Annotated in this window: 12 protein-coding genes and 2 riboswitches; of the genes, 4 read left to right on the forward strand and 8 right to left on the reverse strand. The window is 40.2% G+C overall.

Translation table 11 applies throughout. The features are described from left to right. Window positions 1-797 precede the first annotated feature (797 nt). Genes FJG96_RS00450 through FJG96_RS00460 form a run of 3 tightly spaced genes read right to left on the reverse strand, consistent with a single transcriptional unit; the run spans window position 798 to window position 3,351 of the window. Window positions 798-1,457 carry a methionine ABC transporter permease gene (locus FJG96_RS00450; protein WP_139412293.1) on the reverse strand — a complete coding sequence of 220 codons (660 nt, stop codon included), beginning with the start codon at window positions 1,455-1,457 and terminating at the stop codon, window positions 798-800. Next, window positions 1,450-2,484, reverse strand: a complete 1,035-nt coding sequence (locus tag FJG96_RS00455) for a methionine ABC transporter ATP-binding protein (protein WP_139412294.1) — start codon at window positions 2,482-2,484, stop codon at window positions 1,450-1,452. The genes FJG96_RS00450 and FJG96_RS00455 overlap by 8 nt, the downstream gene beginning before the upstream one ends. 48 nt (window positions 2,485-2,532) lie before the next feature. Next, window positions 2,533-3,351, reverse strand: coding sequence for a MetQ/NlpA family ABC transporter substrate-binding protein (locus tag FJG96_RS00460; RefSeq protein ID WP_139412295.1), 819 nt, complete (start codon window positions 3,349-3,351; stop codon window positions 2,533-2,535). 516 nt (window positions 3,352-3,867) lie between these two features. Between FJG96_RS00460 and FJG96_RS00465 the strand changes: the two genes are divergently transcribed. After that, complete coding sequence (locus FJG96_RS00465; protein WP_139412296.1) at window positions 3,868-4,515, forward strand: SH3 domain-containing protein; 648 nt, start codon at window positions 3,868-3,870, stop codon at window positions 4,513-4,515. 524 nt (window positions 4,516-5,039) lie between these two features. Here the strand turns inward: FJG96_RS00465 and FJG96_RS00470 are convergent. The 4 genes from FJG96_RS00470 to FJG96_RS00485 all read right to left on the reverse strand — a co-directional run bounded on the left by FJG96_RS00470 (window position 5,040) and on the right by FJG96_RS00485 (window position 8,956). Next, a complete protein-coding gene (locus tag FJG96_RS00470) occupies window positions 5,040-6,071 on the reverse strand; it encodes an aspartate-semialdehyde dehydrogenase (RefSeq protein ID WP_139412297.1) in 1,032 nt (343 codons plus the stop codon). 500 nt (window positions 6,072-6,571) lie between these two features. Next, a complete protein-coding gene (locus FJG96_RS00475) occupies window positions 6,572-6,952 on the reverse strand; it encodes a helix-turn-helix domain-containing protein (protein ID WP_026500935.1) in 381 nt (126 codons plus the stop codon). Window positions 6,953-8,073: 1,121 nt separating this feature from the next. Further along, complete coding sequence (locus tag FJG96_RS00480; RefSeq protein WP_139412298.1) at window positions 8,074-8,280, reverse strand: Trm112 family protein; 207 nt, start codon at window positions 8,278-8,280, stop codon at window positions 8,074-8,076. 13 nt (window positions 8,281-8,293) lie between these two features. Further along, window positions 8,294-8,956 (reverse strand): LON peptidase substrate-binding domain-containing protein, encoded by a 663-nt coding sequence (locus FJG96_RS00485; RefSeq protein ID WP_139412299.1) that lies wholly within the window; start codon window positions 8,954-8,956, stop codon window positions 8,294-8,296. Window positions 8,957-9,396: 440 nt separating this feature from the next. Beyond that, window positions 9,397-9,494, forward strand: a riboswitch (glycine riboswitch). Window position 9,495: 1 nt separating this feature from the next. Beyond that, a riboswitch (glycine riboswitch) is annotated at window positions 9,496-9,586 on the forward strand. Window positions 9,587-9,630: 44 nt separating this feature from the next. On the opposite strand from FJG96_RS00485, the gene gcvT reads away from it, so the two are divergent. Genes gcvT through gcvP form a run of 3 tightly spaced genes read left to right on the forward strand, consistent with a single transcriptional unit; the run spans window position 9,631 to window position 13,919 of the window. Then, on the forward strand, window positions 9,631-10,743 hold the full coding sequence (gcvT, locus tag FJG96_RS00490; RefSeq protein ID WP_139412300.1) for a glycine cleavage system aminomethyltransferase GcvT: 1,113 nt from the start codon (window positions 9,631-9,633) through the stop codon (window positions 10,741-10,743). Window positions 10,744-10,749: 6 nt separating this feature from the next. Next, window positions 10,750-11,118: a glycine cleavage system protein GcvH gene (gene gcvH, locus FJG96_RS00495; RefSeq protein WP_139412301.1), complete on the forward strand. Its 369-nt coding sequence runs from the start codon at window positions 10,750-10,752 to the stop codon at window positions 11,116-11,118. Between the two features lie 5 nt (window positions 11,119-11,123). Further along, window positions 11,124-13,919 carry an aminomethyl-transferring glycine dehydrogenase gene (gcvP, locus tag FJG96_RS00500; protein WP_139412302.1) on the forward strand — a complete coding sequence of 932 codons (2,796 nt, stop codon included), beginning with the start codon at window positions 11,124-11,126 and terminating at the stop codon, window positions 13,917-13,919. 585 nt (window positions 13,920-14,504) lie between these two features. On the opposite strand, the gene alr is transcribed toward gcvP, so the two are convergent. Beyond that, a complete protein-coding gene (gene alr / locus FJG96_RS00505) occupies window positions 14,505-15,620 on the reverse strand; it encodes an alanine racemase (protein WP_139412303.1) in 1,116 nt (371 codons plus the stop codon). Window positions 15,621-16,101 lie beyond the last annotated feature (481 nt).

Consider the following 16,101-nt stretch of genomic DNA (forward strand, 5'->3'; position numbering starts at 1 on the left):
GAGATAATGCGCAATCTCCATTATTTAAAGAATATTGCGTGAGGCATTTTTGAAAGCCTTAATGCTGAACTCAAGAATGATGGTAAAGAGGGAAATTGGTTGGTACTTTTACATCTTAATATTCTTTTCAAATGAGTTGGTTTTAGAAATTACGCTTGACAGATACGAAATATGCTCTCTCGCTTGCACTTTGGTATAACAGTAGGAACAGTGTTTAGAACTTTTATCCCACTCAGTCTGTGTATCAAATATGCTGCCGCATTCGATCTAGATGTTGATTGACAGGTCGCTGTTAAAGCACAAACCTTGTTTAAGAAAAGAATGTCATAAAACCATGAATAGATTAGCAATGGATTGGCGAGATGTTCCTGTTTTTTATCAAATACTTTGAAAGACAATACTCATACATTGAGAGTGATCAGGCGTAATTATGGTGGAGGTTTTATAGCTTTCCTCGTCATCGCAGATTGTTCTTTCTGCTCGACTGTTTTGATGGGGTATTATGATTGGATTGTGATCAATAGAGTGATTTAACATGGTCATTTATCATTTTTACGGTGAGAGAGAGCTTTGAATGTTGTAAGAGCTCTCATTTAATTTCCTTTTATATTGAAACTATCAAACTATTTGTTGGGGTGCACATTGGAGGCTGAGATAAAACTGTTTAAGATAAGAGAAAAAATGCTTGTTTTTTTTAAATGAATGCTTTCGATCACCAATGGGTATACGGGAGAGATGGTTTCACTTTGGAAGTGGCAAAGAGGATGATAACGCTGGTGTGTGAAATCTGCAGTCTTTTAATGCTTCGTTTTATCAAGTTTTTGTACGATTTTATCAGAAGTCCATTGGGTTATGATATTGAGCATGATCAAAAGAAGGATGACAATGGTCATGATGAAGGTATTATAGCGTTGATAGCCATAGCGAATTGCCATGTCTCCTAAACCGCCTCCACCAAGATATCCGGCAAGTGAGGTGGCGCCTATGAGAGAAATGACCATGACTGTAAAACCTGTAATCAGGCTAGGGAGAGCTTCAGGAATGAGAACATATCTGATGATTTGAAGACGGCTTGCTCCCATAGAGCGGATCGCTTCAATGAGACCGTTTTCAACGGTTTTAAAAGAAAGTTCGGCCATGCGTGCATAAAAAGGAATAGCTGAAATGGTGAGAACAAAAATAACAGAAGACATTCCCACCCCTCTTCCTACCACGATACGGGTAACGGGAAGAAGATAAAATGCAAGAATAATAAAAGGAATGGCACGAATACTGTCGACGATGATGCTTAAAGGGCGGTTGATAAGAGATGAAGCAAAGATTCCCCCACGTGCTGTCGTGTGAAGAAGCAGACCAAGGGGAAGCCCTATAATAAGCGCCATAAAAGAAGCACTTATCGTCATCAAGATTGTGTCAAAAAAGGCATTGGGAAGTTCATGAGATAGAACATTAAACATAACCTAACACCTCGCAATATCGTCCCTTTTCGGTTAACCATTGAACGGCTTTTTTAAAAGCTTCTTGATCTTGAGCAGGAAGGCATAAGAAGAGACGCCCGATGGTTTCCCCTTGGACTGTATCAATGCCTCCGTGGAGAATACGTGCTCTTAAACCGCTTTCATCTTCCAGAAGATGGAGAAAAGGCTGTTGGGCAATTTCACCGGCAATATTTATTTCAATAACAGCTTCTTGGCCGATAGGTTTAAGATTTTTTGCATATTTTTCAGGAAGTTGTGGCGTAACAAGTTTAAGCATGGCAATGGTTGTTTCTTCTTGTGGGGATGTAAAAATATCTTTTACACGTCCTTCTTCCACAATGCGCCCTTGATTGAGAACAACAACGCGATGCGCAATTGTGCGTACCACTTCCATTTCGTGGGTAATAAGCACAATTGTGAGATTGAGGCGGTTGTTAATATCGGCAAGAAGTTCAAGAATAGATTGTGTTGTTTCAGGATCAAGAGCAGAGGTTGCTTCATCTGATAACAATATTTTAGGATTAGCAGCGAGCGCTCGGGCAATGCCAACGCGTTGTTTTTGCCCTCCAGACAATTCTGCTGGATAACAATATTCTTTCCCCCATAATCCGACTAATTCAATAAGCTCAAGGGCACGTTTGTTGCGCTGTTTTTTGTTTACACCACTTAATTTGAGCGGTAATGCAATGTTATCAATCACCTTTTGCGATGAGAGAAGATTGAAATGTTGAAAAATCATTCCAATCCGTTGACGATAAGGCGCCCATTCTGTCTCTGATAGATTGGAAATATTGACGCCTTCAAAAAAAAGAGAGCCGGTATCAATTTTTTCTAATCCGTTTAAACAGCGAATAAGTGTTGATTTTCCTGCTCCACTACGACCAATAATACCAAGGATTTCACCGGTATGGATATCAAGAGATAAATTATCAACCGCTGGATTGCCCGCCGTTTTGTTAAAACAACGGCTGACATTTTTTAAGGAAATGAGGGCGTTTTTTTCCATTTAAAATTACCAGAATGTTCAGCAAAACGACGAGAATATGGGGTATAATTACCAAGATGTTTGTGCTGCTGGACCAAAGATTTCTTTGATTTTTGCACGAACAGGCTCGCTATTGTAGGCAGAAACTAATTTTTTGACCCATGGTTCATCTTTGTCGCTGGTCCGCACAACAATGATATTGGTATAGGGATTATTTTCTGCGTTTTCCCATGCGACAACATCTTTTTGCAAGTCTAGTCCAGAAACCAAAGCCCAATTTGTATTGATAACGGCAATATCAAAATCATCAATAGCTCGCCCTAACATGCCGGCATCAAGTTCACGAATTTGCACGTTTTTAGGATTTTCAATAATATCCAGTGGAGAGGCAAGAATATCATGAGGGTCTTTTAATTGAATAAGACCTAAAGAATTGAGAAGGAGAAGGGCTCTTCCACCGTTGGATGGATCATTAGGAATGCCAACATGTGCACCATCACGCAGGTCCTTTAAATCTTTAATTTTGTGGGAATAGACACCGATTGGGGCAATAAATGTGTACCCTACAACTGAAAGTTTATAACCGCGCTGTTCCATTTGGTTTTTAAGATAAGGCGTGTGCTGAAAAGCATTGGCATCAATCTCTCCCGCATTAACAGCATCGTTGGGCAAAGTGTAATCAGAAAAATAAACCAGCTCAATTTCTAAACCAGCTTTTTTAGCTTGCTCTGCAGCGACTTGCCAAACAGTGGCTTCGTGTCCTTCCATGACACCAAGTTTGATTTTTGATTTGTCTGCGGCCATGGAAAAAGCAGTAGACAAAAAAAGGGTAAAGAGAGAGAGGAATAATCCTATAATCTGACTGCGAGAAAAAAATTTTAATGTCATGTGCTTTTAACTTTCTTTTCCAAGAAATTTTTCGAGGAAAGCTTCAATATACTCTATATTCTTTTAAGGAAATTTAAGGTTATACAAGCTTTAGAGAATATTCAATCACTTTTATTTTAAAAAAGAATATTCTTTTTTCTTTATGTTCCGCAGTTTGGGGAAACATCATCATTGGTTCATAGCAATTCTCTGAAATTTAGGCAATCAATTCATCTATTGTAATGATTTGTTGAGGGAACCAATGTCGCTTTAAAAACTTCTTTAAGAGACGATTGGCTAAAGAGCCACGCAATCAGATGATGTTTTAGCGGTCAATTTATGAGGGACATACTGCGCAATCAAAATCAAAAGACTGTGTTTGTGGAGAGGGGTGGAGGGGACAAAGAGAGATCTGGTTGCAATGGGGCTGGGGACGTTTGGGGAAAAACAAAGAGTGATGATTACTGGATGTAAATGCGGCAAATTTTTGCAAAGGCGAATATTTTGCTCTTCACAGATTAGAGAGGAAGAAGAATAATGTTAAGAAAGAATTTTTTATCAGTGACAATGATGTTATCGGCTTTGGGAGCATCAGGGGTGGCTGTGGCTGCTTCTCACGCGCAAGCTGGGACTATTGCTGGAACGGTTGCTCGTGTTGCATCAGGTCAGGTATCGTTACGCACAGGTCCTGCGACAGCTTATAAAGTGATCACAACGGTTCCAGTGGGTGCAAAAGTGCAAATTTATGGCTGTCTATCCAATAAAACTTGGTGTTCTCTTGGGTATCATGGAAAAGTTGGTTGGGCATCTGCACGTTATGTCAATGTTGCTAATGTTCCTACCATTGCTTTTAAAAAGGTGCCGGTAAAATCAAATTCCATGATAAAATCCCCAAAAGTAAAAAAAGAAAAAGTAAAACAGATTGTTTCTGATTTAAAAGCTCTTCCAGCGGTGCAAAAAACACCAAAAAACATGCAAAAACTGTACAGAACAGATGTGATTATTGATTCCACAGGAGTCAAAAAAAGAGATGAACGGACAATTTTTAATCCTTCGCCAAAGGCACAAGAAGTTTCTGTAAAACACGTCAATGCTTATAATCCCTTCTTTCCGGATAAGGTTAATGACAAAAATTTTGAACGCAATGAAACACGTTACCGTGTTGTGACCTATCCTGCTCGATAAGGATAAAAAATCAACCTCATAACGGGAATGACAGAAAGGATGGCAGTATGAAGCAAAAAATGCTTTATGCTGCTGATCCTATTATCCCATAAAATAGCATCAAGGTGGTGAGAGATAACTTAAGGTGGCGAGAGTTAAGAATATTTAGGGTGAAATTTATCAACGCCTCGAGATACTGTCCTTCAGGATAATGTTTGATGGAATTTATTAAAGCTGGATTTTTTTAAGAGAATGGTGAGAAGCTTGTTGTCCTTATCCTATTGTGTCGTAAGGCGGCATGAGGATGGTGATCGGTATAAACTGGGTAAAAAGTGCGATTGTGTACAAGAGCAATGCAGGTAGAGATCTTCGTTTTTTAAGGCGGTGAGGGTTTCAAGGATATTTAAGAGTAGAATTTATTAAAGCCCTGAATGGTTGTCCTTTAGGGTGATGATATAAATCCACAGTAGGGGGAAGATTTTTTTTGAAGAGAAGCCGGACTTTTGACAGACCGGCTAGGATTCTTCGTCCTTTTAGATAGGGCGTTAATTGGCAGACTTAGGCTTTATCAAATTACGAGAAATGAGCAATTCAGCAATTTGAACGGCATTTAATGCGGCGCCTTTTCTTAAATTATCGGCGACAACCCAGAAAGCCAAACCATTTTCAACGGTGATATCTTCACGAACACGGCTAATAAAGGTGTCATCTTCTCCTGTACATTCATAAGGCGTGGTATAGCCACCATCTTCGTGTTTATCGATAAGTTGACAACCAGGGGCATCGCGGAAGAGCGCTTGTGCTTCAGATACGCTGAGTGGTTTTTCAAATTCAACATGGACGGCTTCTGCATGCCCGATAAAGACAGGAACCCGAACAGCCGTGGCTGTGAGTTTAATTTTCGGATCAAGAATTTTCTTCGTTTCAGCCGTCATTTTCCATTCTTCTTTTGTATAACCATCTTCCATGAAAACATCGATATGGGGAATGACATTAAAGGCAATGCGTTTAGTGAATTTTTTTGATGTAATGGGATCTGCAACAAACACAGCGCGTGATTGTTCGAAAAGTTCGTCCATTCCTTCTTTACCAGCTCCAGAGACGGATTGATATGTAGAGACAACAACCCGTTTAATGATAGCAGCATCATGGAGAGGTTTTAAAGCTAAGACCAATTGAATTGTTGAACAATTGGGATTGGCAATAATATTACGCTTAGAAAAGGCACTTATAGCTTCAGCATTGACTTCAGGGACAATCAACGGAACATTGGCATCATAGCGCCATGTAGAGGAGTTGTCGATAACGACACAGCCTGTTGCCGCGATTTTAGGAGCATATTCTTTGGAAATGCTGCCTCCCGCAGACATAAGACACAAATCTGTGTCAGAAAAATCATACGTATCCAGAGCTTTTACTTTTAACGTTTTGTCTCCATAAGAAACTTCTTGTCCTAATGAGCGTCGTGATGCCAGAGGAACAATTTCATGCGCAGGAAAACCACGCTCTTCTAAAATTGTAAGCATTTCACGACCGACATTTCCTGTTGCGCCGACAATGGCAACTTTAAAACTCATTGTTCTATACTCCTTCGTGTCTCTCCACGTTTATTCCCCGCGCTATACTCAGGAGAGAATGAGTTGGTCAAGGAACATCATTAAATTATATCTTCAACAAATCCCATGTTGTGCACAGCAATCAGAATTGTCAGCACAATAAAGTATTGTATTGCAAATAATATTGTCTTTTTTAATCTTTCAGAAGTGAAAAAAATTGAATATTTTATGCGAATTCTTCATCTCTTTGCGAGAGCACTTAAGTGAATTTTTTCTCTTCTGTCAATTGTTTCTCTTTACACTTTTGAATTTTTAAAAGATGGTATGGCGCATCGCCTTGGGAGATTTTTTTGTCTTTTATCTGTTAAGTGTTCAATTATTTGATTTCTTCCCTCTCTCTAAAGACAAAAATTTCTATTCAGACTGTTTCCAGACTGGATAAAAATCTTCGTCTTTTGGGGCGGAGACAGTTAAAATGTTTTTCAATGTGCTTCAGAACAGTTGAGGGCTTTTCAGTAAATTCATAAAAATAAGGGGCTGTTTTTTTCATCAGAAATCAACTGCAAAATTGCTCTTTGTTTTTTGCGGGTCAGCTCTCTGAAATTTTTCAAAAGTAAATATTCTGCTTTACTGGATATTCTGTCATCACAATGCGAGGAAGTCTCTTCTTTTTTTGTGCAATCAGCGTAAAAGAAGGAAACGGGAACACCCAGTACATCAGCAATTTCCTGTAAACGTGCTGCGCTCACACGATTTAAACCTTTTTCATATTTTTGGATTTGTTGAAACGTTACGCCCAAATGACTTCCTAATTGTTTTTGAGAAAACCCCATCATATTTCTTCTGAAGCGAATTTTTTGGCCTAAAGAAATGTCGTAAGAATGTGAATTTTTAGCTTGCACTTTGTTTCCCCTCCGGTTGCGAGCGCCCTCGCATTGGTATCCGGGGTCTGGAAGTGCTGAAACCGAGTCAGCCTCTTGCTTTTAGTGCGTAAGATGCACTTGGACATAACAAGAGCCCCCGGAAATTCCGGGACACCCGCCAAGCGGGTTAATTTTATACTCGGTTTTCGGGCTTCCAGGCCCTATTTGATCGTCGCGTATACGACCAAAAACACAATCTCCCTTCATAAGGCAATTGCTTTCAGTCGTCAATTGAAATTCAAATTGCTTATTTCAAGCAAGTCAAAGTGCATTTTTTAGCTTATAGATTAGCCTATAGAAATGTCATTAAAATCTGGATATTGGGCTTATACTCATGCCTTTCAGGTGCAAGCACCCTCGGCATTCAACTTTCAGGATTGGAGACTTCCGGGATCTGGAAGTGCTGACATCGAATCAGCCTCTTGCTTTTAGTGCGTAAAATGCACTTGGACATGACAAGAGTCCCGGAAGTATATTTGCAAAATAGGATTTAATGTTTGAATTTGCCCCCCTGACCGCCGTGTATACCGACCAGACCTTAAGGCAATAGCTTTCAATCGTCAATTGAAATTCAAATTGCTTGTTCCAAGCAAATAAAGTGCATTTTTTAGCCGATGGATTTAGCCTATAGAAATGTCATTAAAATCTGGATATTGGGCTTATACTCATGCCTTTCAGGTGCAAGCACCCTCGGCATTCAACTTTCAGGATTGGAGACTTCCGGGATCTGGAAGTGCTGACTCAAAACAGCCTCTTGCTTTTAGTGCGTAAAATGCACTTGGACATGACAAGAGTCCCGGAAGTATATTTGCAAAGTAGGATTTAATGTTTGAATTTGCCCCCCCTGACCGCCGTGTATACCGACTAGACTTAAGGCAATAGCTTTCAATCGTCAATTGAAATTACAGCCCATTTTCCTTGTTGGTTTTTTCAAGTTTTGATGTCATCAGGGCATCCACGATAGATAAAAATATCGTTTGAGAGACTTTGAAAAGTTGTAAAGTCGGATTGTAAAACTCTTTTTCTCAAGACACTAAAATATCATCTTGATAGAAGCTTGATAACAGTGGGTCTTTGAAAGAAAATTGCCTAAAGAGTGTTTATTTTTTATGAGTTGTTTTTTCATTGTTTTGCAAAGGACGCGCTTCTGAAGCAAGCATAATGGGAACTCCATCACGAATAGGATAGGCAAGTTTGGCTTTGAGAGAAATAAGCTCTTGTGTTTTTCGGTTGAAAGAAAGCGTGCCTTTCGTCATTGGGCAGACAAGCAATTCGAGCATTTTAGGATCTGTGGTCATTTTTTTCATGTTTTTACGTTTATTAGTTTAAACGATAATCTGTTCCTGTTTGTTTCATGAGGGAGCGTTCTGTTAATGCGAGAAGCGTTTGAGCACGACTTTTGATATCGGGGGCTTCAAGGAGAGCTTGTTTTTCTGCCGGTGTAAAGGGGATAAGCGCTGAAAAAGCATTTACCAATATCGGTGTTGGGGCTTCTATGATACTGCTCCAATTGTATTCCATTTCATGGATGGTCAGATATTTCTCAACAACGTCAAGTAAGCTTTCTCGATGAATGCTTTCTTCGATATCGAGTTCTTGTAAGTCTTTTATGTTTGATTGGATAAGAGCTGTTCGATAGGACTTCGTATTTGTCAATTCTTGTTCTAAGGTGAAACGGCAAACACCTTGTAAGATAATGAACAGTTGTCCATTACCGGTTTCACTGTAGTTTGTAATACGTCCTATACAACCTGTTTTATAAAGTTGTGTAGAAAAGCGGTTCGTATCCGATGAAAGGGGTTGAATAATGCCCAAGAGACGATCGGATACCATAACATTTTCAATCATTTCAAGCGATTCTGGTTCAAAAATGTTGAGGGATAAAAAACCACCGGGCAGTAAAAGTGCACCTTCTAAAGGAAAAAGAGCAATTTGCTTTGGAAGATCATTTTCGCAATTGTAGGAGATATTACCAGCTTTCATGAGTATATTGTGACCTTTATTCGGTAATTTTAGCCTGTCTATCGTTGCACGTGATGACACTATTGAAAAAGCAGAAAATCTACTTCTTGTGCATTAAAATCAACCTTATAAATACTTGAAATCCTTATTTTTAAAAGAATACGAAACCTTACTCTTAAGGTTGAATTGCACAAGAAAGAATATTTCTTTGCGATCTTTTTAGTGTGTGACCTTTTGCATGATTTTCAAGGGGTATTTTTGTCTTAAATTTCCTAAAATGTGTTCCTTACAATTTTTGTAAGCTTCAAAAGGAGACTATTATAAATCTTTTGAAGTAGCTTATGCAAGTTTTAAAATATGCAAGTTTTAAAATGAGAGTATGTTTATCACTTTACTAATGACAGTGCGATAAAGATAGGTTATAGGTTAGCACATGCTGGAAAGAGCGTTATCGTTTCTTTCATTCTTTTGCGGGAGAGTGCAGATTGCAAGTTTTCGCATTGCCGCCGAAGGGGAAATAGCCCATAATCTCTCAGGCTTTAAGGACCGTAAAAGGAGGAAGGCAGATCTGGAAAGTCGGGAGAGCCCGCGCCGAAGGTGTAAGCGAAAGTCTTTTCGCGAGTCTCTCAGGTTGATGACAGAGGGGTGCAGAGACGACCATATTGTGTGGGCGTTAGCGCAGCTTTGGAGTTATTATGGGCACACAACAAGAAACATCTTTTTTAAAAACACTTCCTTTATATGATCTGCATGAAAAAGCAGGAGCAAAATTTGGTGCTTTTGCTGGGTGGAATATGCCTTTAACTTATCCTCTTGGCGTTTTGAAAGAGCATCTTCATACGCGTGCACATGCAGGACTTTTTGATATTTCTCATATGAAATTGATTGCCGTTGAAGGGGCACAAGCCGTAGAATTTTTATCCTATGCTTTTCCTATTGATGCAGCAGCTTTAAAGATTGGGCACTCGCGGTATAATTATTTGCTAAATGAGCAGGCTGGTATTCTTGATGATCTGATCATTACTCGTTTGGAAGAGAACCGTTTTATGTTGGTTGCCAATGCGGGGAATGCACAGGCTGATTTTGAAGAATTAGAAAAGCGTGCCGTTGATTTTGAATGTCAAGTGATTGCTCTTGAAAGGGTGTTGCTTGCTCTTCAAGGTCCTCAAGCCGCAGCTGTTCTGGCTGATGCCGATTTACCAGGGAATGAATTATTCTTTATGCAGGGATTCGAACCACAACAAGATTGGTTTATAACGCGTTCTGGTTATACGGGAGAAGATGGTTTTGAAATTGCTTTGCCCATAGGGCATGCGCATATGTTGGCTGAAAAATTGCTGAGTGATTCGCGTGTTGAGTGGATTGGACTTGCTGCACGCGATAGTTTGCGCTTGGAAGCAGGGTTGTGTTTGCATGGAAATGATATTACCCCTGAGACGACGCCTATTGATGCAACTCTCACATGGGCTGTTCCTAAGAGTGTCCGAGAAAAAGCACAATTTTACGGTGCAAAGGCTTTTCTTGAAGCGCTGCAAAAAGGACCTGATCGTTGTCGTGTTGGATTAAAACCGCAAACACGCCAACCTATTCGTGCCGGTGCGGTGCTTCTCGATGAACAGGGCAATGAGATTGGTGTGGTAACATCCGGTGGTTTTGGTCCTTCTTTTGATGGTCCTGTCGCGATGGGGTATGTTCCTGTTGCGTGTAAAGGTGAAGGAACAGAAGTCTTTACAGAATTGCGAGGCAAAAAGATTGCACTTTCAGTGCATTCTCTTCCCTTTGTTGAACAACGTTATTTTAAAGGATGATTTTTTATGTCTAAAACTTATTTCACACAAGACCACGAATGGCTTAGCGTTGAAGGACAAATGGTGACTGTTGGGGTTACACATTATGCGCAAGAACAATTAGGCGATTTGGTTTTTGTTGATTTACCACAAAGTGGGACAAAACTTTCTAAAGGTGAGGCGGCGGCTGTTGTGGAATCCGTTAAAGCAGCTTCAGATGTTTATTCTCCTCTTGATGGTGAAGTGGTCGAAATTAATGAAGCACTGGCTGATAATCCTGAACTGGTCAATCAAAAGGCTGAAACAGAAGGCTGGTTATGGAAAATGACAGTGCAGGATGAAACACAACTGGAAGGGTTGTTGGATGAAGATGCTTATAAAGCTTTGATTGGATGAGTGTCATGATCGAGCGTTCTTTTTCTTCTCGACATATTGGGCTGCGTCCTGATGAAACACAAAAAATGCTTGATGTTTTAGAGCTCGATAGTGTTGACACACTCATTTCTCAAGCGGTTCCCAATTCTATCCATTTGGGACGTTCACTGAACCTTCCCAAGGCTGCCAGTGAGAGCCAAGCCTTGGAAGAACTCTCCAAAATGATGGCGCGTAATTGTGTGCATAAAAGTTTTATTGGGCAAGGATATCACGGCACATTTGTGCCTCCGGTTATTTTACGAAATCTGTTTGAAAATCCAGCTTGGTATACCGCTTATACGCCGTATCAAGCAGAAATTAGCCAAGGTCGTTTAGAGCTTCTGTTTTATTTTCAGACATTGATTAGTGAACTGACAGGTCTGCCTGTTGCTGCTGCTTCTCTTCTTGATGAAGCAACGGCTTTAGCGGAAGCCAATGCTCTTGCTGTTCGTTTTGCGCGGGAGAAAAAAACAAAAATTTCTCTTCAGAGCCTTTTACATCCTCAGACTTTGAGTGTTGTGCAAACGCGTGCTGAAACGCAAGGCATTCGGATCAGCTTTGAGAAGGAAATTTGTTCTGATACAGCGGCAATTGTTCTCTCTTGGCCCGATACAAAAGGTTCTTTTCATGATTATAGTGAGGTCATAAAAGAGGCAAAGGAAAAAGGAGCGCTGGTTATTGTTGTGGCTGATCCTTTAGCGCTTACGCTTATGGAAGCACCGGCAAAATGGGGCGCTGATATTGTTGTCGGTTCGATGCAGCGTTATGGTGTTCCGATGGGATTTGGTGGTCCCCATGCTGGTTACCTTGCGGTGAGTGATGCGCTCACACGCCTTATTCCAGGGCGTATAGTGGGGCAATCCGTCGATACAGAAGGGCGTGTTGGTTTTCGTTTAGCTTTGCAAACACGTGAACAACATATTCGGCGCGATAAAGCGACATCAAATATTTGTACAGCTCAGGCTTTGTTGGCTAATATGGCAACCGCTTATGCTGTTTGGCATGGGCCAAAAGGCTTACAAGAAATTGCACAGCGGATTCATCATTTAACATGTCGTTTCGTTGCTGGTTTAGAGGCTTCTGGCGTTTCTTGTGAAGGTGAAGCTTTTTTTGATTGTGTTAGCATTGTTGTGAAGGGAAAAGCGCGTGAAATTGCGCATCAAGCCAAGATGAGTGGGCGTCTTGTTCGTGTTCTCGATGATGATACCATTGCAATCAATTTTGATGAATTGTCGACAGAAGAAGATGCTGCTGCTCTAGCACAGCTTTTAGGTGCAAAACTCGTTGATCAGGCGTCTCCAAGACTCTTTGGTCAAAGGCGGGATGCTGCTTTTCTTTCTCAACCCTTTTTTCATGCAGTTCATTCAGAGACAGATATGATGCGCTTTTTGCGTCGTTTAGCCGATAAGGATTTGGCGCTGGATCGGGCGATGATCCCTCTTGGTTCTTGTACAATGAAGCTGAATGCAGCGGCTGAATTGATGCCTGTAAGTTGGGCAAGCATGGCCAATATACACCCTTTTGTTTCACAAGAGGATGCGGCGGGTTATTTGGAGATGATCAATCAGTTAAATGCCTGGTTGTGTGAAATTACAGGATTTGCGCAAGTGTCTTTTCAGCCAAATTCTGGTGCTCAAGGTGAATATGCGGGGCTTTTGGCGATCCGACGCTATTATCAATCACGGGGAGAACAGCAACGGACTATTTGCCTTATTCCTGCTTCTGCACATGGTACAAACCCAGCTTCGGCACATATGGCGGGCATGGAAGTTGTGGTGGTAAAATGTTTAAGTGATGGCGATGTTGATGTCGATGATCTCAAAATGAAAGCGCAATTGCATAAGGACAAATTGGCTGCTCTCATGATTACTTATCCTTCAACCCATGGTGTTTATGAGGAAAGCATTAAAGAAATTTGTTCTATTATTCATGAAAATGGCGGACAAGTTTATTTTGATGGCGCTAATCTCAATGCCCTTGTAGGGCTTGCGCGTCCTGCAGATATTGGGGCTGATGTTTGTCATATGAATCTACATAAAACATTTGCTATTCCCCATGGAGGGGGGGGACCTGGGATGGGACCAATTGGGGTCGCAGCGCATCTCAAACCATTTTTACCAGGGCATGAACAAGATGGTACAACGCATGCAATTTCAGCAGCGCCTTATGGCAGTGCATCTATTCTTGCCATTACATGGATGTATATTCGAATGATGGGCGCTGATGGCTTAAAATATGCAACACAAATAGCTATTTTAAATGCTAATTATATTGCTGCACGTCTTTCACCGGCTTATTCCATTCTTTATCGGGGCAAACATGGACGTGTTGCTCATGAATGTATTGTGGATACACGCCTGTTAAAAGATCAGTATGGGGTAAGTGTTGATGATATTGCAAAACGTCTCATTGATTATGGATTCCACGCGCCCACGATGTCGTTTCCTGTTCCGGGAACTTTGATGATTGAGCCAACGGAATCAGAACCAAAAGCAGAAATTGATCGTTTTTGTGATGCATTACTCTCCATTGCTGAAGAAGCAAAAAAAGTTGGGAATGGGGTTTGGCCAAAAGACAATAATCCATTGGTGAATGCACCGCATACAGTTGCAGATACTTTAGATGATGCTTGGGCGCGACCCTATTCGCGACAAGAAGCTGCTTTTCCCAATAGTTCCCTTGATCCAGCCAATAAATATTGGCCTCCTGTATCGCGGATTGATAATGTTGCGGGAGACAGAATGCTTATTTGTTCGTGTCCACCCTTGGGAAATACTTATTAAATAAAAATATGTATTTAATTTGTTTATTTGCATAAAAAAAGCCCACACGAAATGTGTGGGCTTTGTGCTTATTGAGCTATGCTTCTATGGCGTTATTTGTCTGCTTTATAGAATTTTTCCTTGTTTTTACAACATGAGCAAAATCGAAAAAGTTGACAAAAAAGCTGTGCTTTGTAAGCGATAGGTATACTCTCCTTTTTTCTATCGTATGACATGGTTTGAGTTGACTCAGCGCATCAGTTATTTCTAAGCCAGCCAATCTCCACATAAACGAGAGCTAAATCTATGGGGAGAGGGGTTACAGTTTATTACATGGGGTGTGACATGCTATTCTCACTAAGAAGACTATGACTGGTTGAATAAATTCACTTTTAGTGCTTCTGATGATAAAGGTGTGCGAAATTTTGTTATTGCATCTCGTCAACCCTTCATAAGACAGCTTATTAACTTGTCTATTTTGAGACTTCTGTAAATGGGCAGTGTCCCATGAACATGGTATATGATTGATTGTTGTAAAAACTTTCGTAAAAGCTCTCTGATTTTCTAAAGTGATGATTTGTAGCGGTTTATTTGTTTAAAGAGCCTTTAGGTGTAAATGTATTTATAGCGTGATCCAAGGGATGTTAAAATTTCATTGGGAAGGGTGTTGGCATCTAGAGATATTTTTTCAAGTGTTTGATGGGGACCAATGAGTTCTACCCAGTCACCTGTTTGAGGCTTTTGATCAAGATCGGTTGTATCTACAATAATGGAATCCATAGAAACGCGTCCAACCATGGGAAGTTTGTACCCATTGAAATAAACAGCTCCTTTATTTGAAAGAGCACGAAGCCAACCATCTGCATAGCCAATAGAAATGGTTGCAAGAGTGCTTGGTCTGTTGGTTATAAAGCTTTCTCCATAACCAACAGGTTTTCCTGCACCAACAATGCGATTTTGAATGACTTGGGCTTCAAGTTTTAAAACAGGTTTTAGAAGGGACGGGTGTTTTCCTGAAGGGTCGATCCCGTAAAGTGCAATACCGGGGCGAACAAGATCAAAATAAAAATCTGAGCCTAAAAAAATACCTCCAGAATTTGCAAAGGAAACTTTACAAGGGGGGAGTTGTGCAAGGGCAGTTTTGAAAGCAGTCAATTGGGTATAATTCGATGGCTGGGTATCATCTTCTCCGTTAGAAAGGTGACTGAGAATATATTTTATGTCTGCGGTTTCAAAAATTGTAGGGCGTTTGATGAGTTTTTGTAATTCTTTTTGATCAAGTCCTAATCGGTTCATATGGGTATCGATTTGAACAATTGCTGGAAATTTTTTATCCTTTTTTTGACAAATCTTTTGCCAAATTTCAATGGCATTCCAAGAGTTTAGGACAGGAACAATACCAGACTGTGCGACAAATTCTTCTGCTAAGTGTGGAAGTCCATTTAGAAGAGCAATCGTGACATCTGGTGGTAAAATGCTTTTTAAGTGCAATGCTTCTCTGATTTGAGCAACAAAAAAAGTACGACAACCCGCTTGATAAAGGGCAGGAGCAATTTTGTGAGCGCCTAGCCCATAGGCATTTGCTTTGACAACTGCTGAACATTGTGTTGGCGCTACACGTTTGGCTAAAGTGATATAATTGGCAACAATGGCACTGACATCAATGGTTGCGACAGCGGCATAGAGGTGTGGATTTATTTCATCATTAGCGGATTTATTCATTTTTAAATCTTATCTGTGTTTGTGCGTACGGCTTTTTCTTTGGTTATGTTACAAAGGTTTCTTAGGATACAAGGAAAAGATACTGTTTGCGACGGTCAAAATCATAAATCTCCCATACTGAATTATGTACCATAAAATCGTTTTTTATGTAAAATGATACTCTGGATATAAGAGATATTTTAGTTTTATTTGTGTTGTTCGCAATATGGTACCTTCTGATAGTTTGTAAAACATAGGTTTTTGTTTTTTACTTGTTTTCTCTTGTTGAGGCATATTAAAAAAATAAAGCATAACTTATTGTATTGTATCATTTTGAAGAGTGCAATGTTATGCTGTTGGTTGCGGATGAGGTTGTTTTGATGAACCTGCATGGCTTTCTTAACAATAGAAAATATGCGTTGTGTGTTAAAAGCGAAGAAAGTGTAGTGATTGTTTAAGGCTCAAAATTTTTATTTTTCTTTGAATATGATTTGTATTGGCG

The sequence above is a fragment of the Bartonella mastomydis genome (assembly GCF_900185775.1).
Classification (GTDB): domain Bacteria; phylum Pseudomonadota; class Alphaproteobacteria; order Rhizobiales; family Rhizobiaceae; genus Bartonella; species Bartonella elizabethae.